At 45.6% G+C, this 25,616-nt stretch carries 23 protein-coding genes and 1 pseudogene; 9 read left to right on the top strand and 15 right to left on the bottom strand.

Features of this window, described 5'->3' with window-relative positions:
- Position 1: 1 nt before the first annotated feature.
- The 3 genes from N4J56_RS20280 to N4J56_RS20270 form a co-directional block, all read right to left on the bottom strand.
- The gene (locus N4J56_RS20280) at positions 2–535 is read right to left on the bottom strand and encodes a DUF1499 domain-containing protein (protein WP_317108086.1); all 534 of its coding nucleotides are present in this window, start codon (positions 533–535) and stop codon (positions 2–4) included.
- A 63-nt stretch (positions 536–598) separates the two neighbouring features.
- Complete coding sequence (locus N4J56_RS20275) at positions 599–868, bottom strand: YciI family protein (protein ID WP_317108085.1); 270 nt, start codon at positions 866–868, stop codon at positions 599–601.
- Positions 869–1,010: 142 nt separating this feature from the next.
- Positions 1,011–2,915, bottom strand: coding sequence for a GTPase family protein (locus N4J56_RS20270; protein ID WP_317108084.1), 1,905 nt, complete (start codon positions 2,913–2,915; stop codon positions 1,011–1,013).
- A 410-nt stretch (positions 2,916–3,325) separates the two neighbouring features.
- Here N4J56_RS20270 and N4J56_RS20265 point away from each other — a divergent pair, with 410 nt between their 5' ends.
- The 4 genes from N4J56_RS20265 to N4J56_RS20250 all read left to right on the top strand — a co-directional run bounded on the left by N4J56_RS20265 (position 3,326) and on the right by N4J56_RS20250 (position 5,958).
- A complete protein-coding gene (locus tag N4J56_RS20265) occupies positions 3,326–3,724 on the top strand; it encodes an STAS domain-containing protein (protein ID WP_410500551.1) in 399 nt (132 codons plus the stop codon).
- A gap of 269 nt (positions 3,725–3,993) precedes the next feature.
- Positions 3,994–4,506 carry a Mini-ribonuclease 3 gene (locus N4J56_RS20260; protein ID WP_317108083.1) on the top strand — a complete coding sequence of 171 codons (513 nt, stop codon included), beginning with the start codon at positions 3,994–3,996 and terminating at the stop codon, positions 4,504–4,506.
- A gap of 24 nt (positions 4,507–4,530) precedes the next feature.
- A complete protein-coding gene (gene rlmB / locus N4J56_RS20255) occupies positions 4,531–5,565 on the top strand; it encodes a 23S rRNA (guanosine(2251)-2'-O)-methyltransferase RlmB (protein WP_317108082.1) in 1,035 nt (344 codons plus the stop codon).
- A gap of 90 nt (positions 5,566–5,655) precedes the next feature.
- Positions 5,656–5,958 carry a DUF1816 domain-containing protein gene (locus N4J56_RS20250; protein ID WP_317108081.1) on the top strand — a complete coding sequence of 101 codons (303 nt, stop codon included), beginning with the start codon at positions 5,656–5,658 and terminating at the stop codon, positions 5,956–5,958.
- A 116-nt stretch (positions 5,959–6,074) separates the two neighbouring features.
- Here N4J56_RS20250 and N4J56_RS20245 read toward each other — a convergent pair whose 3' ends face one another.
- Positions 6,075–7,142: a SpoIID/LytB domain-containing protein gene (locus tag N4J56_RS20245; protein WP_317108080.1), complete on the bottom strand. Its 1,068-nt coding sequence runs from the start codon at positions 7,140–7,142 to the stop codon at positions 6,075–6,077.
- A 238-nt stretch (positions 7,143–7,380) separates the two neighbouring features.
- Here N4J56_RS20245 and N4J56_RS20240 point away from each other — a divergent pair, with 238 nt between their 5' ends.
- Positions 7,381–8,937 (top strand): TM0106 family RecB-like putative nuclease, encoded by a 1,557-nt coding sequence (locus tag N4J56_RS20240; RefSeq protein WP_410500360.1) that lies wholly within the window; start codon positions 7,381–7,383, stop codon positions 8,935–8,937.
- A gap of 21 nt (positions 8,938–8,958) precedes the next feature.
- Here N4J56_RS20240 and N4J56_RS20235 read toward each other — a convergent pair whose 3' ends face one another.
- Positions 8,959–10,002 carry a glycosyltransferase family 2 protein gene (locus N4J56_RS20235; protein WP_410500550.1) on the bottom strand — a complete coding sequence of 348 codons (1,044 nt, stop codon included), beginning with the start codon at positions 10,000–10,002 and terminating at the stop codon, positions 8,959–8,961.
- Between the two features lie 51 nt (positions 10,003–10,053).
- The gene (locus N4J56_RS20230; RefSeq protein ID WP_317108077.1) at positions 10,054–11,292 is read right to left on the bottom strand and encodes a glycosyltransferase; all 1,239 of its coding nucleotides are present in this window, start codon (positions 11,290–11,292) and stop codon (positions 10,054–10,056) included.
- A gap of 665 nt (positions 11,293–11,957) precedes the next feature.
- Here N4J56_RS20230 and N4J56_RS20225 point away from each other — a divergent pair.
- Positions 11,958–12,395, top strand: a complete 438-nt coding sequence (locus tag N4J56_RS20225; protein WP_317108076.1) for a peroxiredoxin — start codon at positions 11,958–11,960, stop codon at positions 12,393–12,395.
- A 36-nt stretch (positions 12,396–12,431) separates the two neighbouring features.
- On the opposite strand, the gene N4J56_RS20220 is transcribed toward N4J56_RS20225, so the two are convergent.
- From N4J56_RS20220 to N4J56_RS20200, 5 genes are all read right to left on the bottom strand, one after another.
- Positions 12,432–12,854, bottom strand: a complete 423-nt coding sequence (locus N4J56_RS20220; RefSeq protein WP_317108075.1) for a hypothetical protein — start codon at positions 12,852–12,854, stop codon at positions 12,432–12,434.
- 3 nt (positions 12,855–12,857) lie between these two features.
- Positions 12,858–13,766, bottom strand: coding sequence for an ABC transporter permease (locus N4J56_RS20215; RefSeq protein WP_410500549.1), 909 nt, complete (start codon positions 13,764–13,766; stop codon positions 12,858–12,860).
- A 160-nt stretch (positions 13,767–13,926) separates the two neighbouring features.
- Positions 13,927–14,946 (bottom strand): ABC transporter ATP-binding protein, encoded by a 1,020-nt coding sequence (locus N4J56_RS20210; RefSeq protein WP_317108073.1) that lies wholly within the window; start codon positions 14,944–14,946, stop codon positions 13,927–13,929.
- A gap of 189 nt (positions 14,947–15,135) precedes the next feature.
- Positions 15,136–16,050: a heme o synthase gene (locus N4J56_RS20205; protein ID WP_317110669.1), complete on the bottom strand. Its 915-nt coding sequence runs from the start codon at positions 16,048–16,050 to the stop codon at positions 15,136–15,138.
- A gap of 257 nt (positions 16,051–16,307) precedes the next feature.
- Positions 16,308–17,258: a heme A synthase gene (locus N4J56_RS20200; protein WP_317108072.1), complete on the bottom strand. Its 951-nt coding sequence runs from the start codon at positions 17,256–17,258 to the stop codon at positions 16,308–16,310.
- A 556-nt stretch (positions 17,259–17,814) separates the two neighbouring features.
- Between N4J56_RS20200 and N4J56_RS20195 the strand changes: the two genes are divergently transcribed.
- From N4J56_RS20195 to N4J56_RS20185, 3 genes are all read left to right on the top strand, one after another.
- Positions 17,815–18,900: a cytochrome c oxidase subunit II gene (locus tag N4J56_RS20195; RefSeq protein ID WP_317108071.1), complete on the top strand. Its 1,086-nt coding sequence runs from the start codon at positions 17,815–17,817 to the stop codon at positions 18,898–18,900.
- 103 nt (positions 18,901–19,003) lie between these two features.
- Positions 19,004–20,749, top strand: coding sequence for a cytochrome c oxidase subunit I (gene ctaD, locus N4J56_RS20190; RefSeq protein ID WP_410500548.1), 1,746 nt, complete (start codon positions 19,004–19,006; stop codon positions 20,747–20,749).
- A 145-nt stretch (positions 20,750–20,894) separates the two neighbouring features.
- Positions 20,895–21,515, top strand: a complete 621-nt coding sequence (locus N4J56_RS20185; RefSeq protein ID WP_015155997.1) for a heme-copper oxidase subunit III — start codon at positions 20,895–20,897, stop codon at positions 21,513–21,515.
- Positions 21,516–21,630: 115 nt separating this feature from the next.
- On the opposite strand, the gene N4J56_RS20180 is transcribed toward N4J56_RS20185, so the two are convergent.
- The 4 genes and pseudogenes from N4J56_RS20180 to N4J56_RS20160 form a co-directional block, all read right to left on the bottom strand.
- Positions 21,631–23,145, bottom strand: a complete 1,515-nt coding sequence (locus N4J56_RS20180) for an NAD(P)/FAD-dependent oxidoreductase (protein ID WP_317108069.1) — start codon at positions 23,143–23,145, stop codon at positions 21,631–21,633.
- Positions 23,127–24,264, bottom strand: a pseudogene (gene cobD, locus N4J56_RS41135) (threonine-phosphate decarboxylase CobD). The gene N4J56_RS20180 and the pseudogene cobD overlap by 19 nt, the downstream one beginning before the upstream one ends.
- Before the next feature lie 31 nt (positions 24,265–24,295).
- Positions 24,296–24,580, bottom strand: a complete 285-nt coding sequence (locus tag N4J56_RS20165) for an HU family DNA-binding protein (RefSeq protein ID WP_015156000.1) — start codon at positions 24,578–24,580, stop codon at positions 24,296–24,298.
- Positions 24,581–24,885: 305 nt separating this feature from the next.
- Complete coding sequence (locus tag N4J56_RS20160) at positions 24,886–25,494, bottom strand: DUF4340 domain-containing protein (RefSeq protein WP_317108066.1); 609 nt, start codon at positions 25,492–25,494, stop codon at positions 24,886–24,888.
- Positions 25,495–25,616 lie beyond the last annotated feature (122 nt).

Below are 25,616 nucleotides of genomic sequence, written 5' to 3'. Positions count from 1 at the left end.
TCTATACAGAATCAGAGCGATTAATTTGGTTAAACTTTGCTCTCAAAGTTTCTATTCTGCCACGATTGACACCTAAATCTGACTCTCCCAAACGAGAAGCAGAGCGAACGTGGATGACTCTAGCATTCTCATCCAACGAAAATTCTACATCGTCCACAAACCCAACAACGGGGATGGTAAATTCCGTATAGAGGTAATTTTCTGACTGAGCGATCGGTTTTGTTCTTCTAAATGACTGAAGCACAGTTTTTAAGTCAGTCATAGCCGCTTGAGCAGAGGAATTATAAATAAAAGGCTCGATTTTATGTGCGGGATCTTGACTCTGACTGTTAACACAATTAGGAGTTTTGGGACAAGGTGCGAGTTCACCCGCACGAACGCCTAAATTGTCGGGGCGAGTTCCAGCAAGTAACTGCGGTTCTCCTGTTAAAGCTATTTTCGTTCCTAGTAAACAAGCAAAAACTAACAATAAAGATATGCAGGTGAAAAGTACTCGCTTGAAAACTGAATTCGATTTAGGTGCGATCGCTGACATTGTTTCACCTCTAGAATGTTTTTATATGGATCGACTCCAAGACGGAATTTTCAAGTACAATTTTCAAAAAGCCTGTACCCACTCTTTGACTTCATACTCCGTCCAAATCCCATTGACCCAATAGGGATCGGACTCAATTAAATTCCGTACTGTCGCCTCATCTTCTACTTCATAAATCCCAAATACTTTGGTCACATCTTTAGTCGGACCAATTGTAATTAAAACCCCAGATTCTTTCTGTTTTGCCAGTCCATCTAAATGTGCTTGTCGATAAGGTGCGCGCTTTTCCAACACGTCCTCGCAGTAACTTCCCCACACGATATATTTAGGCATAATCTTTTTTGCTCTTTACGTTTTTGTCGCTCGATATTGTGATTTCCCCTGCTCTCTTTGTCAAGGTAGGGCTGTTGCAAAGTTTAGGGTAAAAAATTAAACCAAACTCAAATCTACCATTTTCATGCCATCAGTCATGCATTCAAACTTGCTTGAGATAACCTTCATACCGCTGTCTTAATTGTTCGATAGTTAAACTCTGCGTCCAATACTCTACCAAAGCATGACCGAATGCCCAAGCATTATTTTCTGGAGATGCTGAGTTTTCCAATAACAACGACCACAGGGCGAGTAAGTCGAAGTTACGCGGATTTTTATCTGGGTTGAGCAGTGAAAATAGTTCGTATGCCATTTGTAATTTACCAATGACAACAGGCAATTGTTCGACCGGAATTTGTGCTGCTAGGAGATTGGCTAAGGTAGGCGATCCGGTTGAGATGGTGGAGATAAACTGGAGGACAGGGCTTTTGAGTAAAGCCGCGAGTCCTTGAGTTGTTGCCATTTGGAAGGTGTAGCGATCGATGATTTTGGCGGCGGCGGTGGTGCGAGTTTCTAAGTCGCGCATGAAGCGTGCTAGCCGCAGTTGTTTAGCAGGGGCGATCGCCTGAACTAAGGCTAAGGACAGCGCATCGATCCCCCAAGCAGTTCGACCAACTTGCGGATCTGCCGTAACAATTGGTAGCGCGACATCGCAATAATTAGCTAGCAGTTGGGAGCGATACTGAATCGCCTCTCGGATGGAAATTTCTTTGGGGCGATTGCCCAGTTCCCAATTATAAGGCGGTTGCCACTCGCGGATCGGACGCAACCGATCGACTTGGGTGACAGCTGTAATTACGGGCAAATCCGTTACTTCTGCCTGAATATCCTTGAGAAAGTCTACATCCATTTGTAAAGCTGGATCGAGGGCGGGGTTGACAAGTAGCAACAAATCTGAGCTGCTGGCATATTCGAGAACCTGTTCCCGTAACTGGGCGCGATTAACCTGTTCGTATCCCGGCGTATCCCACAGTGTCAGCGTTTCTCCCGTATCAGTTTGCCAGCGATAATTTTGCAAGCGATCGGTGCTAGGTAAAACATCAACGGCGGCGAGTTCTGCTCTAAATAAGGTATTAATTAAGCTGCTTTTTCCGGCTCCGGTGCGTCCTACTAAAAGAATACTGACAGGTTTTTGCTCTACAATTTCCACAGGCTCGGCTTGCGTCAAAATCTCTCGCAGAGTTTGAGTCTTTGCCTGGGGTAAAGTTTGAGTCTTGGATGATTCTAAACCAGGTAAGGTATCGCCACTGTAGAGGGCGATCGCTTGCCGACACAGGTTTCTTAACGCTGCTTCCCGTAACAATTGACTCAAATTGACCAAAAGTTGTCGATCTGCCTGGTTTGTGTAACGCTGGCTAGCTTTTTTCGCTACGGCGGCGGCTGGGTTTAAAAGCCACTGTGCTAAGTTCCATGCCCGCCAGAATTTCCGCGCCGATGGCTCTAGCTTGCGGTAAACTTCATATGCCTCATATGCTTGCCCAACGGTAACTTGATTCAAAGCAGGCGATAATTTTTGCATCCACCGATCTAAATCGTCTACCGTCCCTCGGATCAGTCCGTAAGCTTGGGGAATATAGATATTTAAAAGCGGATACTTGACTTCTGGGTGATAAATCTGGGCGATCGCGACAACTAAATCTTGACAGCGCTGCCAAAAAGTTGGCCAGTCCTCCCACAAAGGGCGATCGCTTTGTGCTACAACGAGAATTTCTTGTAGCGTGGCTTCTGCTTTCTTGCTGCTGTCTGGCGTTGAAAATGCCGCATCTACGGAAAACGATTCTAGTTCTTTGCTAACTTCTGCGGCTACAGCCTCCATCTGCAAGACAACAGGACGAGTCCACCGGACTAGCAACCACCGCCAGCCGACAAATATTAGAATAAACACACCCCAGATCCAATTGATGCGCCACTCGTGGATCTGCAAACCTGCTGCTACCAGGAAGAAACCAACGATAGACGCGATCGGAGTTGCTAAGACAATCCACTGCCACAGCTTTAACCGCACCATTGCCCCTAATTAGATGAGACTTCTGTAAAAAGTCTATCGCTTTCGGTTAGGAGACAAGGGGGACAAGGGGGACGAGGTTCAAAATTCACGCATTCAACATTGGAATCAGGGGGACGAGGGAGACAAGGGGGACGAGGGGCAGAGGAGAATAACAACCATTAACCATCAACCATCAACCATCAACTACCAACTACCCATTACCCATTACCTACAATAAATTCATAGTATTTTATACCCACAGAGACATGAGGAGTTAAAATTTAAAAACTAGGAGTGCAAAGGCAAGATCTGAAGCGAACAGGAATAGACGATGTTCTGTTTTCTACCACCAAGCTCTTAGCCTCAAGCCCCTAACTTCTACCACATGAGTGTAGACAACATCTCAACCAAGCATTTATACTTTAGCCTCGATTGAAACAAGAAGTGGCGAGGAGGGAACTATCGCTGAGACACTAAATCTAACTGTTAGCCTGAGAGGAACTCGTGAGGTTCGGAGTAATTATCAGTTATTCCGGTTGACGGGTTTGCTTGATGCCTTTTCAGAACCAACCTTTCGCAAGGTACTCGGCAAGTATGTTGAAGAGGGACCAAAGCACATCATATTGGATTTGTCCCAAATTGATTTTGTCGATAGTTCTGGAATTGGCGCTTTGGTGCATTTGAAGAAGCAGACTGAAACTAACGGTGGGACTTCACAAATTGTCACCAATGCCCGCGTAACTCAAACAGTCAAGACAGTTAACCTAGAGCAATATTTGGGTTTACGACCGACTGTTGAAGCAGCTTTAGAAAATATTCAAGCATCTTGAGCGATCGCAGGCACTCTAACTTTAGCTATCCGGTTTTGCGATCTGGATAGCTTAATTTTCTGATATAAAAAACTTATCATAGGTTCAACCCCCTGAATTTGGGGATCGATCATAATAATGTAGTCACCGATCGCTGATTGCAGAAATTGGTTGTTGGTTGCTGGATGCTGGTTGTTGACAGTTGATGGTTAACGGTTGACTGGTCCCTGACAACTGACAACTGATAACTGACAACTGACAACTGATTGTTCTGGGAGAATCCAAACGGAGTGGAACCGAAGGAGGACAATTTATTCGACGGCTCAGCTCGGGAAGCTCAGACAGATGTAGTCACTCAGTTGGAGTTGCTACCCAGTTGGTTGGCGATCGCTCCTGGGCAGCTACAACAACTCTCACCTACGGCTTTAGCATATTTGGGCGATGCGGTTTACGAGCTGTATGTGAGGAGCCACTTTTTATTGCCTCACAAGCGATCGCAGGCTTACCACAACCTTGTCGTTGCCCAGGTTAGAGCCGAGGCACAGGCTTCGCACTTACAATTTCTCACTCCATATCTCAATCAAGCTGAATTAGAAATCGTGCGTCGGGGACGCAATGCTACTGTAGGACGACCGCGTCGCGCCGCACCAGAAGTTTATCAACAAGCAACGAGTTTAGAAGCTCTCGTAGGCTATCTTTATCTAAGCGATCGCCAGCGCTTGTATCAACTCTTGGAGCAGCTACCATTAGCGCCTAATTCAGAAACATTAAACTCCCTTAGTATAAATAAAAATGAATATTAAGGTCATCAAAAATAAGAAAAATTTATGACAGAGCCACCCAAATTAAAAGCCAAATCTAACCCTTCTGGAAAACCGCAACGTGGCAAACCAGAGCGTTATACAGGCAAGCGTGCCGATCTCAAACATAATGGCACTAAACAGGATGGGGAAAAACGTCATGTGGCAGGAAAGAAAGATTTCTCTCGACCAGTCTTAGCTAGTCCTACCTACAATACAGAGCGCGACAAGACAGATCGTTTCTCGTCCCAAATTCCACCTTCCACATCAGAAGAAGAGAGCGATCTGATTTACGGTCGCCATCCCGTGCTGACAGCTTTGGAAACCCCGCGACAGCTCAATCGGCTTTGGGTTACTGCTCGTCTGCGTTACGATCATCGCTTTCATTCCCTGCTCCAACAGGCAAAGGAGAATGGTACGGTCATTGATGAGGTTGAATCAAAACGCCTAGATCAAATTACCCATCACGCCAATCATCAAGGGATCGCTGCTCAAGTAGCTCCCTACGATTATTTGGAATTAGGAGAGCTAATTGACAAAGCTAAATCGGCTTCTCAGCAACCCGTAATTGTTGCTGCCGATGGCATTACCGATCCTCACAACTTGGGAGCAATCATCCGTACCGCTGAGGCAATTGGAGCGCAAGGCTTAGTCATCCCTCAACGCAGAGCTGCTGGGATCACGTCTACGGTGATGAAAGTCGCAGCGGGTGCTTTAGAAACATTCTCTGTCGCCAGAGCCATTAACTTCAGCCGCGCTTTAGAAGAATTAAAAGCAGCTGGTTTCTGGGTTTACGGTACGGCATTAGAAGCGGAACAATCGATACAGACAGTTAAATTTAGTGGTCCTATTGTGCTAGTAGTTGGCTCGGAAGGGGAAGGATTGAGTTTGAGCGCTCAGCGCTGCTGCGATCTGTTGGTATCCATTCCCTTGTCAGGCAATACACCGAGTTTGAACGCTTCTGTCGCAACTGGTATGGCACTTTACGAAATTTTTCGCCAACGCTGGCAAAATGTAAATTATGTCAACATAGGTACAAAAAAAGATACATTAGAAAACTAGCGGCGAGATTTTTTTACGACCTGTGACAATAGTTTACGATTTGTTTTGTTAGCCCGAATCCTTTACCACAAGCTGATAGGAAAAAAAGACATGAACCCAATTTGGAATCACACTAAAGAAAATCTGATTAGCTTCTTCCATAACTTCGGTTGGGCATGGTGGGTAGAAATTGATACCCAAAATCCCCGTTGTACTTACTACTTCGGTCCTTTTCTCAGCGCCAAAGAAGCGGCAGCTGCCCAGCGTGGTTACATAGAAGATTTAGAGCATGAAGGAGCGCAAGGGATTGCAGTCGAGATCAAACGCTGTAAACCCTCTCGCTTAACGATCGCCGATGATATGGGAGAAAGATCTGAACCTCAAATTAAGCCAATTCTCAGCAGTCAAGTGTAATTCTGGAAAAGGCAAAAGGCAAAAGTCAAAAGGCAAAAGTCAAAAGTCAAAAGTCAGGAGTTAGGAGTTGTTTAGTCTCCCCTGCTCCTCTGCCCCTCTGCTTCTCTGTTCCTGTTTCAAGGCTTGATTTCCAGCCTTGCTGTGGCGGTTTTGGGGTAATAGTGCGCCAGAATTTGCAGGTAGTTGTAGCCTTGTGCTGCCAGTCGATAGGCTCCTGTTTGGCTCATACCTTTGCCACCATGAGCTTTTTGAACGATCTCATCTGTCGCGGCGTAAAGCGATTCGACTACGCCGCCCTGATAGCTAATAATCTGTCCAGCAGTATCTTTGACGGCTTTTTGCGTAGTGTTATACTCGCTGTTCATCCCTTTGTAGACTTGCCAGCGCTGGGTATTCCCGAGATTAAACCAGGAATTAGCCGGACGTACCATGTGAACCAAAGCATAGGAGCGAGCGGCGACGGCTTGAGCTTTAAGAGCTTCAGTTGGGGCGGAAGCGTGCATTTCGCTACCGACAACGCTAGCAAGATAATGTTCTAAATCGACATAGTTAACCGCGAGTAATTTCTGTTGTCGAGCAACGAGCAGGAGTTTGCCTCTATACCAGCGATCGCCTACGTAGATCGCACCTCCTTTTTGGGGGTAAATCCAGACTGCATTGGGTAATTGAGCGTTGCCAATTGTAATCCGATCTGAGTCGCTAGGCTGTGCTGTAAAAGCCTGTCCGTTAGGCAGTTGGCGTAATACTTTGCCGTTTGTCTCTACAACTTGGGCGGGAGTTGAGGAGCCAACAATTAGAGAATCTGCATCTTGAGCGATCGCCACGCGAATTTCTAAGTTTGGCGCAGCATATTGGGTTTTTTTGGCTACAGGCTGCCGTTTTCGTTTAATTTTTTGAGGTTGCTGTTTGTTCGTTTTATTTAGCTTTGGTGGCTGAGCTTTTGGTATCTTGCTTTGCTCCTCCCGCCTAGCTTCTGCCTCCCATTGAGCGACACTAGAAACGTTATTCGCAACATGATTGGTAGCTGGAGTCGCAGGAGATGGATCTGTTGCCGTAGTAGAAGTCGGAGAGAAAGATTGACTGAACAAAGGTAAAAACAGAGGTGCAGATGCGATCGGGATCAGCAACATCCCTAAATTTCCAATAAGTTTGAATCCTCTATTCTGTCGGTCGAATCTACTCATATAGCTTTGTGTTTAGCTTTACGTTCATCAGTCGCGATCGTCAACCCGCCGAACCATCTGACGGTAGCACAGCAGAACTAAGTCATTTTAGCCGAATCAGCGATCTGTGACCAGTTTTCAGGGAGCAGGGAGCAGGGAGCGCACGAGCAGTTAATTCTCGACTTACGACTTACGACTTCTTCCTTGTTCCCTTTTCTTCTCAACCCCTAACCCCTAGTTTTCCTGCTACGCTAGAGCTATGCTAATGACTGCTGAGCTGCTGCTACAATACCAACGTTGTAATCGTCGCCCATTTCTCGATCGCCACGGAGATTTGGCGCTTAAAGATGCTCCTAGCGAACTGTTGCTGAAGTTACAACAGGACAAGTTCGAGCATAGACAGAGCATGATGGCAGGACGGATTTATCAGCAACCTCAGTATTCTAAAGAGGATTGGCAAGCAGGAGCAACAGCAACTTGGCAGTTAATGCAACAGGGTGTAGAGCAGATTTATCGAGGAGTTATAGTCGCTCGCACTTCAGAAGATGTAACGCTGCTCAGCCGTCCCGATTTGTTAATTAAACAACCAGGGCAATCGATTTTTGGAAATTGGATGTATATTCCAGCCCAAATTGAATTAGGTAAGCGCCCCAAACTGGAATATCAAGTTGTAGCTGCTTTTCACGGACAGGCGTTGGGCATGGTGCAGGAAACTACACCAGATCGAGCCTGGTTGCTCTTGCGCCGGAAAGAGATGTATGAGGTAAGTTTAGCCAGAGTACTGCCGCAGATGCAGCAGATTTTTGCCGAGTGCGTCCAAACACTATCAGCACCTCAAGCGCCAGAAGTCTTTATTTCTCGCCAGCGATGCAGTTTATGCCGTTGGTATACTTACTGCTCTGGCGTTGCTAGATCTCAACAACATTTGTCTTTACTGCCTGGGGTGACACCCAATCGTTATAAAGAGTTACAGGCGATCGATCTTGTCACGCTAGAATCTTTAGCTAAGGCTAACTCATCTGACTTAGCAAGCTTACGAGGTTTTGACAAAAAAATAGCACATCATTTAGTATTGCAAGCGCAGTCAGTCTTGGAAAATCGCCCGATTTCGCTTTTAAGGGAGCAGGGAGCAGGGAGCAGGGAGCAGGGGGACAAGAGAGCAAAGGGGCAGAGGGAGCAGAGGGGCAGAGGAGCAGGAGAGCAATTACCCATTACCCATTACCCATTACCAAATCCCATTGAAATCTACTTTGATATTGAGGCACAGCCAGATCTAAATCTCGATTACATGTTAGGGGTGTTGGTGGTCGATCGCCTGAAGCAAACGGAAACTTTTCATTCTTTACTAGCAGAAACACAGTCAGATGAAGGCACGATTTGGCAACAATTTTTAGACATCGTTGGGCGCTATCCACAAGCGCCCATTTTTCATTTTTTCTCGTATGAAGTCGAGACAATTAGACGCTTAGCTCAACTTTATCGGACACCAGCAGAACAAGTTAGATCGATCGTCGATCGCTGTGTTGATATTTACGAGCAGATCGCCCAAACCGTGGTGCTACCAATTGAAAGTTATGCCCTTAAAGCGATCGCTCGTTGGATTGGGTTTGAATGGCGCGATCCTCAAGCGCACGGTTCGCAGTGTATTTATTGGTACGATCGCTGGTTAGCAACAGGCGATCGCTCTTTTCTCGAAGCAATTGAACGTTATAACGAAGATGATTGTCGCGCGACTCGTCTGGTAAAAGATTGGTTAGAAACTTTCATCAAGCGGGAATTAGAAACGGATTTAGAGCGAGTTTCTTTAGTATCTTAGCTGGCGTTTCTATTCCCGATCTCAAGCCGCGAAACCGTTGTCCTGTACGTCGTTAGTTTGTTGCGGTTGCAGTTGAAATTTTTGCTGTTGTCGAGCATGGCTTGATGTTAGGTAACGATTTAAGATGCGATCGAGGGGAACGAGAATTTTTTCTAGCCAGTGGCTTTTGATCCCAAAGGTGAGACGGTGGCTGAGAGGATGAACAATTGTCCATCGTCGCCGCCAACCTAATTGTTTGTATTTTTGGAGAAAGTAAGCATCTTCAGCTAAATTCCACTTGTCACGCAAGCGATGCAAACTCGCTAATGTCCACGCATCACTCCAACGCAGCATATAAAAGTGTAAGTCCGTCCACTCTAAGGGTGGTCCTGGTACGTAAGTGACAAGGCTGCTGGGTTCAAAATAGACTTTACCTCCCGCCTCCCTGACACTCATGCAAAAGTCTAGATGTTCTTTCGTGTTCAGCATGGCTTCATCTAACAAACCAATGCGGGAAAAAATCTCTGTACGCACGAGAACGCAGTGAAATTCTGCTAATTCAGTTTCGTTACGGTGTAGGCGATCGCGGACTTCTACGACTCGTTTTCCCTGCTTGTACATCTTTTCTCGCAACCTGCGTCTGGGAGTTGCTTTATTGTTGTCAACCCAAATATGAGATTCGCCACCTGCAAAGTGGACGATTTCATGTATTGGTAAATCCTGACACATCAATGGTCCAACGACTATCGCTTGTGTTTCTTCAGCACACCGCACTAAATTTTCTAGCCAACCAGGGGAAACAACCACATCATTGTCAGCGAATACAACATATGGAGTATCCACTTGACGCAAGCCTATATTTCTAGCTTGATTGGGAGAAAGATAGTAATTTGTTCTGATAATTTGAAAGTTTCTAGCTCGCGCTTGTTCCTCTAAATATTGTCGTACTTTTCTAGGAGAGTTGCCATCAATATAAACTAATTTAAAAGGAATTTGCGTATGTTCGTATATACTGTCTAAAGACTCTTTAGTATGACTAAAACGTTCGCGAGGAGTTACTACAATTGTAATTTTGGGTAAATTCATATTTGTCATTTGTCGTTTGTCATTTTTGAGTAGCTAGCCGCTAGCTACTAGTCATTCTTCACTACTCACTTTTTGATAAATATAGACAAGTTCGTCGTTAAGGTTTTGCATATTAAAATATTTTTCTACTCGTTCGCGACCAGCTGCACCTATAATATTCCATATCTCTGGATGTGCGATTAAATATTGTAACTTTGAGGCGATCGCCTCTGTATCTCTTTCTGGAACTAGAAACCCAGAAACACCATCTTCTACAAGCTCTGGAATTCCTCCGTGATAAGTGCTAATGACTGGCAATCCTATCGCCATTGCTTCTTTTAAGACATTAACAGGAGCATCTTGATTGCCATCGCGGGCTGTAATACTGGGAGCAATAAATATGTGAGATGCTTGCAAAACTTCAATGATTTCCTGCCGATCTTTTTTGCCTAATAAATGTACGATATTAGTTAACTCTAGTTCTTGGATCAGTTGTTCTAGTTCTGTTTGTAAAGAACCGCAGCCAACGATTTTATATTCTAGATTAGGGCAAGATTTTACTATTTTCGCTACAGCGCGAATGCTGTATTCAATTCCTTTCTTTTCTACTAAACGCCCAATGGTAGCAATACATATTTTCTGATTAGAATGACGATAGCGGGGTGTATATTGGAAGCGCTCGCAATCAATTCCTGAGTAATGGACGCAGATTTTTTTTTCGTCACAACCGAGTTTGAGAAGACGACGTTTAAAAAAATCGCAATTTGGCAGAAAGAGATCGGCTTCTACAAAGGTGCGATCGTAAATGCGATCGCCATGTTCTTGAATGAATTGGCTGATATCGTAACCGCGAAACGATACAACTAATTTGGCTTGAGGAGCATTAATTGTCCGAAACAGCATACCCCAAAAACTTAAAGTTCCAAACTGACAGTGAACGATATCATATGCTCCTTTGTCTGCACCAGCGATCGCGGCATAAAATAATCGTAAAGAAGTCGCCGATTTGCCATACTTGAAACCATTAAGCGATCGCAGTAGTTTAGTAGGTGCTTTTGTAAAATTTATACTCAGTAAACCAATTGCTTTCAGCGATCGCTTCAGAAAGTTTTGGGGAATCTCTGGTAGATAATAAGTGCGTTCCAATAAACAATATTTTTCTACATCGGGATGTACTTTATTCAAGTCGCCTGGAGTGCAAGTATATATATCTACTTGATGTCCGCGTTCTAGAAGTCCGGTAATTTGGTTAAGAATAAAGGTTTCTGAAAGTAAAGGAAAGTGATTGACAATAAATGCTACTTTTAGCATAGAGATCGAGCGGGGATTTTAAGATAAAAATTTTGGCACTGTCTATAGAAGACTGATGCTAATGAAGCAATCGGGAACTACGAGTTAGGGGGAGAATAAACGGATTTCTTATATCTTTTACCAAATTGCAGGAGCAATTGTATAATCTCACAAGTTAACCAAAATTCCTAGAGGAAAAAATCAAAACGAATCTAATGCTAGTTGAATTTAGCAAATCTCGCTCGGTTTATTTCTACCTTTGAGAATCGGTAAGGCTTGCTACAAATTTTATCTTTTTTTCTGTTTTAAAGATAAAGTAAAGCAATTTGATAGCTTTAAATAAGATATTGAATAAGACGTTAATGAGTTTTCTATGAAATTAATGTGAGAAAACTCTTAGATAATTTAGACGTAAAAATTTATAGTTGAAAATTAATAATTATGTATACTGGGATGCTTGACAAAGCATCCCTTGAAGCTAGTTGTCATTGAACGGATCTCTCGCGATCGTTAGAGTGTTAAGAAATTATCTTAAAACATAGAGTTTAAAAAGATAACAATTATTGATAAAATAATCGAGATAGGAAATACAGTAAACTCTTTTTCAATCGCCAAAATAATAGTGATAGATAAGTTATGTTTACTGTTAGTAGATTCAATCAAATTTTAGGGAGATACTGAAACTTATGGCTTTAGCAGTTGGTACGCAAGCACCTACATTTACAGTCAAAGATACTAATGGTAATACAGTCTCCTTATCTGATTTTGCTGGTAAAACTGTAGTCTTGTACTTCTATCCCAAAGACGATACACCGGGCTGTACGAAACAAGCTTGTAGTTTCCGAGATGCCAAGCAAACCTACGATAACAAAGACGTTGTAATCTTAGGTGTAAGCGTTGATGACGAGCAGTCTCATCAACAGTTCACTGAGAAATACGGACTTAATTTTCCACTTTTAGCTGACACTCAGCAAACTCTAGTTAAAGCCTATAACGTTGACGGTGGCGGCTATGCTAAGCGTGTGACTTACGTAATTGATGGTAGTGGTAAGATTGTCCATGTTGATAGCAGCGTTAACACGACAACTCATGCGAGTGACGTGTTAGGAGCATTAGGATTATAAAAAGTAAAGGGATGGCGTTGCCATCCCTTTACTTACTTATTTTGTTTGAGGTGGATTAGCAGGATTGTTATTAGGCGGCGATTGATTTTGTTGCATCCTTTGTAGCTGCTGCTGGCGAAACTTAGCAGCTGCATCATCTAAAGATTGATTTTGCTCGGTGGCAAAATCTCCCGCAGAGCGAATATTGCCCATTTGAGCGCGGTGCATAATATCCATTAAACCGCTCATAGCATCGCCAGTATCACCACGGGAAAAGGGATCGCGGTTTTGTTCCTGATTCAGATCCCGCAGAGGTTCGGCATCTGAGGTTGCTTGCGCCCAAGTGATTTGCGGTAGTAATAAGGTAGCTAAGCTCATTCCTACTACTGCACCGAAAAATATTTTTGTTAGAGATGAAGCAGAGATTTTCATGGAGTGATGGCTCACATAACTGAAAATAGGAGAATAGGTAGGCTTCATACCTTATGCCAGAGTCCGCCGCAGTAAAGGTTGAATGCTCAGCACAGCTACGAAGCTAAAACCGACCAACATCAGTATAGCTCCGCCAAATGTCACTGCACCCCAAGGCGCTTGCATGACTACATTACCTAAGTTCCAGCTATTGTGTAGATAGAGATAGCGAATCGGTTCGATCGCATAGCTTAATGGGTTAATTGTTGCGACAATTTGCAACCACTTAGGCATAAAAGACAAAGGCGCAAGAGCCGTGCTAGCAAATAGCAAGGGCAGTTGAGTCACGAAAATGACGGCAATCAGTTCTATATGTCCTGGTAAGGCGAAGGCTAAACCGAGACTTACAGCTGTTACGCCCAAAGCCAGCAGTAAAATAATTAAAGCGATCGCCCCCAAACCAGCTAGATTGGGTAAGCCAGCGCCCAAAAAGGCAGCCGCCGCTACAATTACCGCTGCTTGTAACAAACTTTGACTGACAATAAAAATAGTTGAAGCTAAAACAATCGAGAAGCGCGAAGCGAGTGGAGCCACCAATAAGCGGTTTAAAAAGCCGAATTCGCGATCGAACATGACTGGTAATCCTGCATTTAGCGCTCCACTAAAGGCAGTAAAAACGATCACGCCAGCACTTAAAAATTGACCGTAATTGGTGCTATCTCCAAACATTCCTTTGGGAGCATTTTGAAACAAAGCACCAAATAGAATCAACCACATGACAGGTTGAATAATTCCAGCAATTAAAGTTGAGGGGCGGCGCTGCAACTGGATGAAAAGGCGGCGAGTGAGTGCCAAAGTTTCTTGGACTATTTCGCCTAACCAGTTAGGAGTATCTTCTTTTTGAACTGCCGTCGATGCCAGTTGTTGCCAGTTAACATCAGATTTGGCATCAGATTTTGGAGGGATAAAAGTGCTGCTCATACGATTTTGGATTTTAGATTTTAGATTTGTCATTCGTCATTTGTCATTAGTTAGTTATTATTAGTTTTGACTTTTGACTTGGAGTACGGGCGGGTTTTCCAAAAAACTCTTGGTTTGAAGTAGATATTTATCGGTAAACCCGCCCCTACAACTGACGATTTCATCTCATATTTTGTTTTCTTTCTGCTTTGGGATCGCGGCTTCCGGCGGCGGCGAGTTCGGCATCCATCAGAGTGCGACCTGTGGCGGCGAGGTAAACATCATCTAAACTAGGGCGAGATTGGGAAATGCCAAAAATGGGCAAACCAGCAGATTTCATCGTTGCCTCAATTTGAGTTAAAGCTTCTGCTTGGGGTGTGACAACGAGATTGAGCGAGTTACCTTGAGCGCTATTGACGATCGCTTCTTGGACGAAGGGCAGCGCTGTCAGCATTTGTTTAGCTTTCTCGGCTTCTTCTGGGGGAGAAAACTCGCGGATGCGGAGGGTAATGCGATCGCCTCCTACTTTGTCTTTCAATTGAGAAGGCGTACCGGAAGCAATAACTAAACCGCGATCGATAATTGCTACGCGATCGGCTAATGCGTCAATTTCTTCTAAGTAGTGGCTGGTAATTAATACGGTAGTTCCTAGTTCGCGCAGTTGGCGTAAAAAATCCCACACGACAAAACGGCTTTCGATGTCGAGTCCAACGGTTGGTTCGTCCAATACCAAAACATCGGGAGCGTGTAGCAAGCCTGCTGCTAAGTCCAGACGCTTGCGTAAACCACCGGAGTACGTTCCTGTCTTTTTGTCTGCGTACTCCTGCAAGCCGAGTAAATTTAATACCGTGTCAACCCGCTGTTTAACTAATTTACTAGGTATGTGGTACAGAGACGCTAGCAATTGCAACAACTCGCGTCCAGTCAATACTTTATCGGGAGCAACTTCTTGGGCTACATACCCCAACCTCCGTCTAGCGGCTCTAGGGTTATCTAATACCGAAATTCCAGAAACTTCTACTACTCCTGCATCTGGTGTAGAGAGGGTACACAAGATGCGCAAGGTTGTAGTTTTACCCGCACCGTTGGGACCGAGTAGACCAAAAATCTCCCCAGCTTCGATCGCAAAGGAGATATCTTTGACAGCTTCAGCACTGCCATAGCGTTTTTGTAAATTTTGGATGAAAACAGCAGGAGCCATAGGAGCTTCTTCTCGCTAGTAGCGATACAAATCTAAATACTTCCTGTCTTCATCTTAATGGAAGGAGTGAGGGGTGAGGAGCGAGGAGTGAGGGAAAAGGACAAAAGGGACAAGGGAGACAAGGGAGAAGTCGTAAGTATTTCACGCACCACGCACCACTTTCTTTCCCTCGCTCCTCACTCCTCGCTCCTAACCCCTGATTATGGGAAGACTGTCCACGACCATGCCCGCACACAATAGCATCATGTAAAGGATGGAGTAGAGAAAGAGCGATCGCGCTTGAGTTTTACAGGTGGGATTTTGCCATAACAGCCAAGCTTTACGCACGAAGATGCTACCAAGAATCAAGGCGATCGCGCCGTAGAGAAGACCGCACGATTGTAGGGGATAAATCAGTAAAAACGTGGCGGGGATCAGGATTAGGGTATAAAACCAAATCTGCTGCGCCGTAGTCTCGTCACCTGCTACAACTGGTAACATCGGTACGCCTACTTTGGCGTAGTCTTCGCGAATCATCAACGCTAGCGCCCAGAAATGAGGTGGTGTCCACAGAAAGACGATGGCGAAAAGCGTCCAAGCCGTCCAGCTTAAAGTGCCTGTCACCGCTGCCCAACCAACTAGGGCTGGAATTGCCCCTGCTGCACCACCAATGACGATATTTTGGGGAGTATGACGTTTGAGAAAATGGGTATATATGGCAATGTAGAAAACGATGCCAGACATTGCTAACAGAGCAGCTAGCAAGTTAGCAAAGACTGCTAAGAGTGAGAAAGAAATGACTGCTAAGGCGATCGCAAACAGGAGGGCGTGGTGCGACTGTACTCGTCCTGAAGGAATTGGACGGTGGCGAGTGCGTTCCATCGCATAGTCGATATCGCGATCGTAAATGCAGTTGACAGTTTGGGCAGCAGCGGCAGCAAATGTTCCTCCAACTAGGGTGACGACGAGCAATTTTGGATCGACTCGTCCTTGGGCTGCAATCCACATACTGCCAGCAGTAGTAATCAAAAGTAGAGGTATAATCCTCGGTTTAGTTAGCTGATAGTAGCTATGAACAACTTGAAGAAAGTTTTGATGGTGTCTAGAGACATCTGCCCCGATCATAAAATTCACACCAAATTCCGTTTATTTTGAAACCAACACAGTATCAGAAGTCAGAAGTCATTCGTAGGGGCGGGTTCACCAGAAATACTGGTCAGAGTCAAAGACAATTGGTAAACCCGCCCGTACAGGTGTCAGAAGTCAGAAGTCAAAATCAACTGCTCGTGCGCTCCCTGCTCCCTGCTCCCCAATAACTGGTCACTGGTCACTGATAACTGACATCTGATTGCTATAACCGCGACGATCGCTTCGCGTTTGCGTTAGCGAAGCGGGGCGTTTAGCCCAGCATGGTCGAAGAGCATACCGCCGGAGGCATCGCGAATTGCCAGTACGGTGTAGCCAACCAAAACACCTAGTAAGGCTGCGCCGACAAACTGGTGCGATACGGTCAGTGGTTCTACTTGTAAATGCAAGCGGAAGGTGGCAATTCCTAAAAGAATTTGCAGTACGACTAGTCCGCCAGCCATGTTTGCCAGTCGGCGCAACGCGGGATGCAAAGCTGGAGTTCGCCAAGACAGAAGTACTAAAACCAAGGTGGCTAGCGTTGGAGGAACCACGCCCCCGATGTGACTGTACATGACGCTACACAATTGCTGTCCGGTTAAGCATTGGTGTAGCGCCCAGCGCGAACCGACCAATGCGCCAAGCAAACTTTGCACGTAGACTAACACAGCAGCAGCCAATCCCAACCAAGCCAATTTCCCGGCGTTACCAGTTCCTTGATAAGGCGTGAGTGCCGTACCAATAACCAGTAATGCGCTAAAGAATAATAGCGCCGTCCCCAGATGCGCGGTGACAATATCGAACCGTAGTAATTCTGTAACTGTCAATCCGCCCAAGACCCCTTGAAAGACAATCAGGCTAAGGGCAAAGATCGCCGCCCAAGGTAGCCAGCGGGGGAGAAAGTTACGGTTCCACCAACTCACGACTGTTAGTGCGATCGCCCCTAGCCCGATTAAAGCCGCATCTAGGCGATGAAACCACTCTAAAAATACTTGAAAATTCATCTGTTGAGTCGGTACGAGCGTACCGTAACACAGGGGCCAGTCTGGGCAAGCTAACCCAGCATTCATTACCCGCGTAGCACTACCAATCGCCATCAAAATCAGAGTTGCTACGCATAATTTCCACACTAACCGCCGAATTCTTTCCCGTGGCTGGGACTGCTCGATTGTGTCTGTGTTTTGTCTTTGCAGGACGAACTCAGTCATGGACTGTACCTTAAATTGCCTGTCTTCAAAGGGTTGCCAGGATCTAACCAAGTATTTACAAATATGTAAGTGCTAGCTCACCTTCCACCCTAGCGCATCGTCGCGAGGTGATTTGGTTAGCCATATACCTAATGTGCCGGATTGCCGTAGCTTAGCCCCTAAGCTTTAGAGATTTTTAAATTGTTCTACTCCGTTACATTTGTTCATGGTTTATAGATAACCAACTCAAACTTGAGCTAGATTCGCTTAGGTAGTCGATTCGATTGAGACGGGAATCAGTTGTCAGTTGTCAGTTATCAGTGAACAGTGTACAGACGTTACATGTAACGTCTGTACACTGTTAAGCGATCGCAGACCAATTAATTTTGACTTGTGACTTGTGACTTGTGACTTGTGACTTGTCCCCTAGCCCCTCATCTCCCTGTACCCACAGAAAAGTTCCAAAAAAATCAGAAAAAATTAACTTGAGGATCGGCAGGTTTTGGGCTGGCTGCACTACCTTGGTAAGTGAGTGTGGCTAATTGTTAAGAAGCTAAAAATTATCAAATCCTTAATCGTGAACATTCCTAGTTCTATTTGGACGCTATTAATTGGCATCGTCTTGACTCTGACAAGTCTGTGGTACGGTCAAAATCACGGCTTACTACCCACGGCAGCCTCAGATGAAGCCACTTTGGTTGATGGGCTGTTCGACACAATGATGACGATTGGCACGGGTCTGTTTGTGCTGGTACAAGGCATATTGATCTATGCTGCCTTTAAGTTTCGCCGTCGCCAGGGCGATAACACTGACGCGCCTCCCGTGTTCGGTAATATTCCTCTAGAAATTCTGTGGACGGCGATCCCGGCAATTATTGTCATCGGCTTATCGATCTACAGCTTTGATGTCTACAACGAAATTGGTGGTTTCGATCCCCACAGCGCGCACGAAGCCCCTATTGCTGGGCAAGCAATGAAAATGCCAGGAGTAGCAATTGCGGCAACATTGAACGATACACCGCCTAGCACCGCACCTAACGCAAATCAAATCAAATCGGATGAGGCAATGTCAGATCCAGCAACCGCCTCCGTCCGCAACTCCGACCAAATTCCTCAAAAACGCGATGCTCCTGGTATGGGTATAGTCTCTCCTGGCATCGGTGCAAGCCCAGGTAACGAAGGAAAAGTTCCAGGGCTTGCGGTTAACGTCACTGGCTTGCAATATGCTTGGATTTTCACCTATCCAGATACGGGCGTTGTAGCTAGCGAATTGCACGTTCCTGCTGGTAAAGAGGTGAAGCTAGACATGACAGCGAACGATGTCATCCACGCCTTCTGGGTTCCAGAGTTGCGTTTAAAACAAGATGTCATTCCTGGTAGACAAAGTGAAATTCGCTTCACCCCAAAAATTGTAGGGGAATATAAAGTGATCTGTGCTGAACTTTGCGGTCCTTATCACGGGGCGATGAACACCAAGTTTATTGTGGAAACACCAGAAAACTTTGACAAGTGGATGCAGGAACAACAAGTCGCAACCAAGGGCAATCTAGAACAGGCGATCGCCCTAAATGCCGCAGATCGTTCCCCCGCTGAATTTCTCTCCCCCTACACCGCGCAAATGGGAATTCAGCCTGAAACCCTTCATCAACTTCACCATCAATAGAGGGGTGAGGAACGAGGAGTGAGGAGTGAGGGCTAAGTTACAAAATTGCTTTATTCTTCACTCCCTACTCCCTACTCCCTACTCCCTACTCCCTTTTTTTGCTATGACTCAAGCACAAATTCAACAATCGGCTAACTTATCTATCTTGGAAGCAGAACCAGGGGAAAGAAAGTGGCGCGATTACTTTTCTTTCAATACCGACCATAAGGTAATCGCCATTCAATACCTGGTGACGACGTTTATTTTCTACTGTATCGGCGGCGTAATGGCTGACATGGTGCGGACGGAACTGAGAACGCCCGAAGTCGATTTTGTCAGCCGCGAAGTGTATAACAGCTTGTTCACACTCCATGCCACGATCATGATTTTTCTGTGGATCGTGCCAGCAGGAGCGGGGTTTGCCAACTTCCTGATTCCCTTAATGATTGGAGCGAAGGATATGGCATTTCCGCGCTTGAACGCAGTCGCGTTTTGGATGATCCCACCTGGGGGAATCTTACTCATCAGTAGTTTAGTCCTGGGCGACGCTGCTGACGCTGGCTGGACTTCTTATCCTCCCCTTAGTTTGGTAACGGGACAATTAGGCGAGGGAATTTGGATTATCAGCGTTTTGCTGTTAGGAACTTCTTCAATTTTGGGGGCAATTAATTTCCTCGTCACCTTGTTGAAGATGCGGACACCGGGTATGAGTACGACGCAAATGCCCCTATTTTGTTGGGCAATGCTGGCGACTTCTGCCTTGACGCTCGTTTCTACACCAGTGTTAGCAGGTGCTTTGATTCTGCTATCTTTCGACTTATTTGCTGGCACGGCATTTTTTAATCCCACAGGTGGTGGCGATCCGGTAGTTTACCAACATATGTTTTGGTTCTACTCGCACCCTGCGGTGTACATCATGATTTTGCCCTTTTTTGGGATCATTTCTGAGGTGATTCCCGTTCACTCCCGCAAGCCAATTTTCGGTTATAAAGCGATCGCCTATTCGAGTTTGGCAATTAGCTTTTTGGGATTGATCGTCTGGGCGCACCACATGTTTACCAGCGGTATTCCTGGTTGGTTGCGGATGTTCTTCATGATCACGACTATGATCATCGCTGTCCCTACGGGGATCAAAGTTTTCAGTTGGTTGGGGACGATGTGGGGTGGTAAAATTCGCCTCAACAGTGCGATGCTGTTCGCGATCGGCTTTGTCAGCCTGTTCGTCATCGGCGGGATCAGTGGCGTAATGCTTGCTGCCGTACCGTTCGACATCCACGTTCACGATACCTATTTTGTCGTCGCCCACTTGCACTACGTTCTATTTGGTGGCTCGGTCTTCGGGATCTATGCGGGCATTTACCACTGGTATCCCAAAATGACGGGACGGATGTTGAATGAATTCTGGGGTAAGGTTCATTTCGCTTTGATGTATGTCGGGATGAACTTGTGTTTCTTACCGATGCACAAACTCGGACTGATGGGTATGAACCGCCGGATTGCCGAGTATGATGCCAAGTTCGCTACGCTGAACTTTGTCTGTACGATGGGGGCTTACTTACTAGCTATCTCCACCGTACCGTTCATCATTAATGCGATTTGGAGTTGGATGTACGGTCCCAAAGCTGGTAATAATCCTTGGGAAGCACTGACCTTAGAATGGATGACAAGCTCGCCACCTGCGATCGAAAATTTTGCTGGATTCCCCGTATTGGCAACTGGTCCTTACGACTACGGTATGGACAGACCTAAATCTGAGGTCGATGTCCCCTTGGCTGATGAAAGAGAACCGGCATTAGCTGCTGGACCCAAATCGGCTTTACGTGCCGATCCCGATCCAAATGTCGCTGCCAATCCTGAAGATCGTAAGTAGAGATGTTATATGTGTAGAGGCGTTACCATATTACGTCTCTACCCTACTCCGGTACGGGCGGGTTTAGCCGCAAAATTTTTTTTCTTGTACGGAGATTCTCAACAAAACCCGCCCCTACAATTTTCTACTCCCTACTCCCTAAATTATGCAAAGTCCAACTATAGACCCAGCAAAAACGGAACTTAATTACCACCACAAAGCAGAAGCCGCCCATCATGAAGAACATCCTGATTTTCGGATGTTTGGCTTAGTCATGTTCTTAATCGCAGAGGGCATGATTTTTCTTGGTATGTTTGGTGCGTATTTGGCTTACCGTTCCACTTTACCCAGTTGGCCCCCCGAAGGAACGCCAGAATTAGAACTTCTACTACCAGGAGTCAACACGATTATTCTGATTTCTAGTAGTTTCGTGATGCATAATGCCGATACCGCAATTAAGAAGAATGATGTCACGGGTATGCGTACCTGGATGGCAATTACAGCAGCGATGGGGATTATTTTCCTATCAGGACAGATCTACGAATACAGCCATCTAGAGTTTGGGCTGAAAACGAATTTATTTGCCAGTGCATTTTATGTCCTGACTGGTTTCCACGGACTTCACGTTACTGTTGGCGTGTTGGCAATTTTAGCGGTATTGTGGCGATCGCGTCGCGCCAATCACTACAGTCAAGAGCATCACTTTGGTGTAGAAGCCGCCGAACTTTATTGGCACTTTGTCGATGTTGTTTGGATTGTTCTGTTTGGTTTGTTGTATCTGCTTTAACAGTTATCAGTTAACAGTTATTAGTGTCGTCTGCTGTTAATCGATCTAAACTGAAGATATCTTACATTTTGCACTTGGTTGAAATTAGCCCCTATATAGGGGTTTTTTCTTATTGCTACACCCTGCACCCTATCTTAGCAAGCAGATTTTGCAGCCAATTTTTTTGACCTAGTGGAGTAGAAAGATACTCGCTGGCAGTTTGAGCTAAAATTTCTCCCCAACTGGGATAGACGGAAACGAGATCGGCAATTGAGTCAATTTTTAGTTTTTGGGCGATCGCTAAAGCAATAACATTAATTAACTCCCCTGCTTGAGAGCCAATAATTGCCCCACCTAAAATCGTGCCATTACGCCGCACGACTAATTGACAAATCCCCGTCATTTCATCCCGAATTTGGGCTATTGCTAAAGTCTTAAAATAATGCTGTAATACCAAGACATCATTGCCATATTTCTGTCTAGCTTGAGCTACTGTAAAACCCACTCTTGCTAAGGGCGGATCGGTAGAGACTAACCAAGGAATATTACGATAATCAACTCGATAGTGAGAAGAAAATAAAGCATTTTGTAAAGCGTTGTGCAGGGCAATTCTAGCTTCGTAATTGGCAATATGAGCGAATTGATAACCGCCGATCGCATCCCCACAAGCATAAATGTGTAAATTTGTCGTTTGCAATTTTTGATTCAAACGCAGGCGATCGCGTTGTGTTTTCACTCCCACTGCTTCTAGATTGAGCTGTTCGAGTTCTGGCTGTTGTCCGGCACAAAGTACAATTTCATCAAATTCCATAGCTTCGCGATCGGCTTGAACCCATTTTTTGCCCTCAATGCCCTTGACTTGAGTCACGGTAGTATTGGTGAGAACGCGCACCCCCTCAGCTTCGAGAATAGCTTGCAATAACTGAGCAATTTCTAGATCTTCTCTGGGTAAGATGTGAGGACGCTGGACAATTAAAGTGACATCTAAACCCAATCGTGCTAATGCTTGTGCCAACTGACACCCATTTGGATCGCCACCGAGTATTGCCCAACGTTTCGGTGGGTTTGGAGAAGTCAACGACGAGAAAACCTCGGTAGCGGTTAAGTAGCCTGTAACTGCTAGCCCTTCAATCGCGGGAACTATCGGACGTGGGTTAGTGGCAATCAAATATTTCCGCGCTGCCAAGCAACGATTATTAACGACAAAGCACAGATTTGGCTGAGCGACAAACTTACCCTGCCCTAGAATAAAATCAACTCCTAAAGCAGCTAAAACAGTAGGTGAATTCTCCTCTGCTAAATTTGACTGGACGTTTTGCGCCCACTGCATTACCCGTTCCCACTGAATGGATTGACAGTCATCGATCGCGTTTTCATGACTCGAACGCAAGCCAAAATTTCCCATCTTTTCCCATTGTCGAGCTAATTGCCCTATGTAAGAAAGGGAGTCGGGAGTCGGTAGGGGCGGGTTTAGAAATCCGCCCGTACGGGAGTCGGAAAATTTTGAATTTTGAAGTTTGAATTTTGAATTTTGAATTGCTCCCTGCTCCCTCTCAACTAAAGCTACAGTAGCATTCTGTTGTGCGGCGATCGCGGCGGCGTAGCGTCCGGCTGGACTACCGCCAATAATAACTATGTCGTAATCTGCCATAGTGCTTCGATGAGGCGCTCGTTTTCAGTTGTAGAGCGCACGGCAACCCGAAAATAGCGATCGCCTAGTTCGGGAAAACTAAGACAATCTCGGATTAAAATTCGCTCGTGTTTTAATAGCTGCTGTTGGAGCTTTGAACTCGGTCGCTCAGACTCTACCAATAAAAAGTTAGCAGCACCAGGCAGAGGTTGCAATCCTGGAATCTGAGATAACTCCTGCTCTAATCGCGCTCGTGTAGGTGGTAGCCATGCCCAAGTTTGTTGCTGAAACTGGCTATCTTTAAGTACCGCGATCGCTGCAGCAACGGCAAGAGTATTGACTGCCCAAGGATCGCGTCGCGCCAGCCAACAATTAAGACGTTCGGGATGGGCGATCGCGTATCCCAATCGCAGCCCTGGTAAGCTATAAAATTTAGTCAGCGATCGCAAAATGACTAAATTAGGATATTTCTGCACCAATGGGATCAGACTTTGTTCCGCTGCTGGTGGTAGAAAATCCATAAAAGCTTCATCCACCACTACCAAAGCAAATTGCTCCAGATAGGGCAAAATTTCTTCTCTGTGCCACAACCGCCCCGTAGGATTGTGGGGATTATTTAGGAGTAAACCAGAATTTGAAGGAGTGAGGAGCGAGGAGTGAGGAGTGAGGGGAATTTTGAATTGTTCCCCTGCTTTCTTCCCCCTTGTCCCCCTTGTCCCCTTCCCCCCCTGCCCCCTGCTCCCTGCTAAGTGCTCCCGCTAAATCCAACGGACACTCAACCACCTTTGCACCAAAGGCTTTCAGCGCCCGCCAGTAGTCGCCAAAAGCTGGAGTCACGAGGTAAGTTGCAGCTAATTCCGATAAATCCCAACCCGCCCACGTAAGTAAATCTGCCGAGCCATTCCCCGGCAGAATCCATTCTGGTGGTAACTGATGCACCTGCGCTAGAGCTGTTCTCAGTTCGCTGTAATTTGGATCGGGATAGGAACTGAGTTGGCTTATGGCAGATTGAATCGCAGCGATCGCGCTTTGGGGTGGTCCCAAAGGGTTGATACTAGCCGAAAAATCGAGAATCGCATCGGAGTCACAACCCGCGATCGCTGCTGCCCAAGCTAAATTTCCTCCATGTACAGGTTGCATCCAGTTCGGGTTTCCTGCAAGAACTTTATTCTCAGTCTTCGGGAGGAGCGACTTTTTCTTTAAATAGCTTCCCTGCTGAGAAAGCCGGAACCTTAGTTGCCGGAATTTCCATTTTATCGCCAGTTTTCGGGTTGCGACCTTCGCGAGCTTTGCGCTCCCGCGACTCAAAAGAGCCAAAGCCTACTAGTGTCACTTTATCTCCTGTGGAGACTGCATCGATAATGGTTTCCAAAGCAGCAGTCAGAACGGCATCTGCTTGCTTTTTCGTCACGCTTGCCTTTTCAGCAATTGAATCGACTAATTCACCCTTGTTCATTTCATTCTCCTGTGAGTTAACAAACTACCTCAAAACAAGTGATTCTGAACTCTCGCAACCTGAGCTTCAACTTTTGGCTGTGGCTAGTTTGCCCACTAAAATCGCTGAAACTCTCATTGGTTGGATATTTCATTGACCTATTCTAAGGTCTGCTTGCCAAATATAGATCGTTAAAACCTTTAAGTTATATGGATTTCAGGATTTTTTAGACAATTGCTCGATTTTTTCTGCGCAATTTTTGACGAAATTTCGCCAATTGTTTTTTTGACTCAAACAAAAAAAAATTATCCGATATAATTTCTAGGCTATTTTTGATTGTTTTGAGAATTAGTTTGCGGCTCTGGTGATTTTTTTGGCGATGCTGAAGCCTGTTTCCACTCCGCTAGGGTTCTGTTGACAGCATTTTCAAAATTAGTAGAGACCAATAGTACGCGAGTTTGAGCGGGTTGTGGAGTCGGTGGATCGGCTTGAGCGTACAAAAAACTACGGTTAAAATCTGGCTGACCCAAGACCAATCGATGAGTTTTCCCATCCTGTAACTTAACTTCTACCGTCGCTTGAGGTTGCTGCAAGCCATAGTCAGAGAGCTGTGCGGCGGGTACGGTCAAAACGCGATCGCTCTTACTACTGACCAACAAATCTAACAAATAGGCGATCGCTCCCTCACTGGCAGGAGCTTTATCGGGAACCTGCATTTGCCACCCTGTCTTACTATCCTTAGCGCGCTCGAACTGTAAAGTTTGGTTGCGAGTCTTAACATTTAGAGACTGAATTTGGTCTTCTTTAAACGTAAATATTTGTTGCTGCTTTTCTCGTGCTTCCTGGCGTTGAGGCGTGCCTTGAATTTCATAAAAGTACACAAACCCCCCCATTCCCAGCGCGAGGAGGAGCAAAATTAATGTCGTGCGTTTCATATGAGGAGTGAGGAGTGAGGAGTGAGGAGTGAGGGAAGAAGAATTTGGAGGACAAGGAAGCAGAGGAGCTTCAGGTGCAGAGGGGCAGGGGAGAAGTCAGAAGTGATTCACGCACCACGCAC

The organism is Chroococcidiopsis sp. SAG 2025 (assembly GCF_032860985.1).
Classification (GTDB): Bacteria; Cyanobacteriota; Cyanobacteriia; order Cyanobacteriales; family Chroococcidiopsidaceae; genus Chroococcidiopsis.
Note: the sequence above shows the minus strand (reverse complement) of the source record. Positions and strands in the feature narration are given on the sequence as shown.

Excerpts from the sequence above, each read along its gene's own strand:
- N4J56_RS20270 (WP_317108084.1), bottom strand. The coding sequence starts at position 2,915 with ATGGTGCGGTTAAAGCTGTGGCAGTGGATTGTCTTAGCAACTCCGATC.
- N4J56_RS20220 (WP_317108075.1), bottom strand. The coding sequence starts at position 12,854 with ATGAAGCCTACCTATTCTCCTATTTTCAGTTATGTGAGCCATCACTCC.
- N4J56_RS20185 (WP_015155997.1), top strand. The coding sequence starts at position 20,895 with ATGCAAAGTCCAACTATAGACCCAGCAAAAACGGAACTTAATTACCAC.
- N4J56_RS20280 (WP_317108086.1), bottom strand. The coding sequence starts at position 535 with ATGTCAGCGATCGCACCTAAATCGAATTCAGTTTTCAAGCGAGTACTT.
- rlmB (WP_317108082.1), top strand. The coding sequence starts at position 4,531 with ATGACAGAGCCACCCAAATTAAAAGCCAAATCTAACCCTTCTGGAAAA.
- N4J56_RS20165 (WP_015156000.1), bottom strand. The coding sequence starts at position 24,580 with ATGAACAAGGGTGAATTAGTCGATTCAATTGCTGAAAAGGCAAGCGTG.
- N4J56_RS20275 (WP_317108085.1), bottom strand. The coding sequence starts at position 868 with ATGCCTAAATATATCGTGTGGGGAAGTTACTGCGAGGACGTGTTGGAA.
- N4J56_RS20180 (WP_317108069.1), bottom strand. The coding sequence starts at position 23,145 with ATGGCAGATTACGACATAGTTATTATTGGCGGTAGTCCAGCCGGACGC.
- N4J56_RS20225 (WP_317108076.1), top strand. The coding sequence starts at position 11,958 with ATGGCTTTAGCAGTTGGTACGCAAGCACCTACATTTACAGTCAAAGAT.
- N4J56_RS20205 (WP_317110669.1), bottom strand. The coding sequence starts at position 16,050 with ATGATCGGGGCAGATGTCTCTAGACACCATCAAAACTTTCTTCAAGTT.
- N4J56_RS20245 (WP_317108080.1), bottom strand. The coding sequence starts at position 7,142 with ATGAGTAGATTCGACCGACAGAATAGAGGATTCAAACTTATTGGAAAT.
- N4J56_RS20235 (WP_410500550.1), bottom strand. The coding sequence starts at position 10,002 with ATGAATTTACCCAAAATTACAATTGTAGTAACTCCTCGCGAACGTTTT.
- N4J56_RS20250 (WP_317108081.1), top strand. The coding sequence starts at position 5,656 with ATGAACCCAATTTGGAATCACACTAAAGAAAATCTGATTAGCTTCTTC.
- ctaD (WP_410500548.1), top strand. The coding sequence starts at position 19,004 with ATGACTCAAGCACAAATTCAACAATCGGCTAACTTATCTATCTTGGAA.
- N4J56_RS20200 (WP_317108072.1), bottom strand. The coding sequence starts at position 17,258 with ATGACTGAGTTCGTCCTGCAAAGACAAAACACAGACACAATCGAGCAG.
- N4J56_RS20230 (WP_317108077.1), bottom strand. The coding sequence starts at position 11,292 with ATGCTAAAAGTAGCATTTATTGTCAATCACTTTCCTTTACTTTCAGAA.
- N4J56_RS20160 (WP_317108066.1), bottom strand. The coding sequence starts at position 25,494 with ATGAAACGCACGACATTAATTTTGCTCCTCCTCGCGCTGGGAATGGGG.
- N4J56_RS20210 (WP_317108073.1), bottom strand. The coding sequence starts at position 14,946 with ATGGCTCCTGCTGTTTTCATCCAAAATTTACAAAAACGCTATGGCAGT.
- N4J56_RS20240 (WP_410500360.1), top strand. The coding sequence starts at position 7,381 with ATGCTAATGACTGCTGAGCTGCTGCTACAATACCAACGTTGTAATCGT.
- N4J56_RS20215 (WP_410500549.1), bottom strand. The coding sequence starts at position 13,766 with ATGAGCAGCACTTTTATCCCTCCAAAATCTGATGCCAAATCTGATGTT.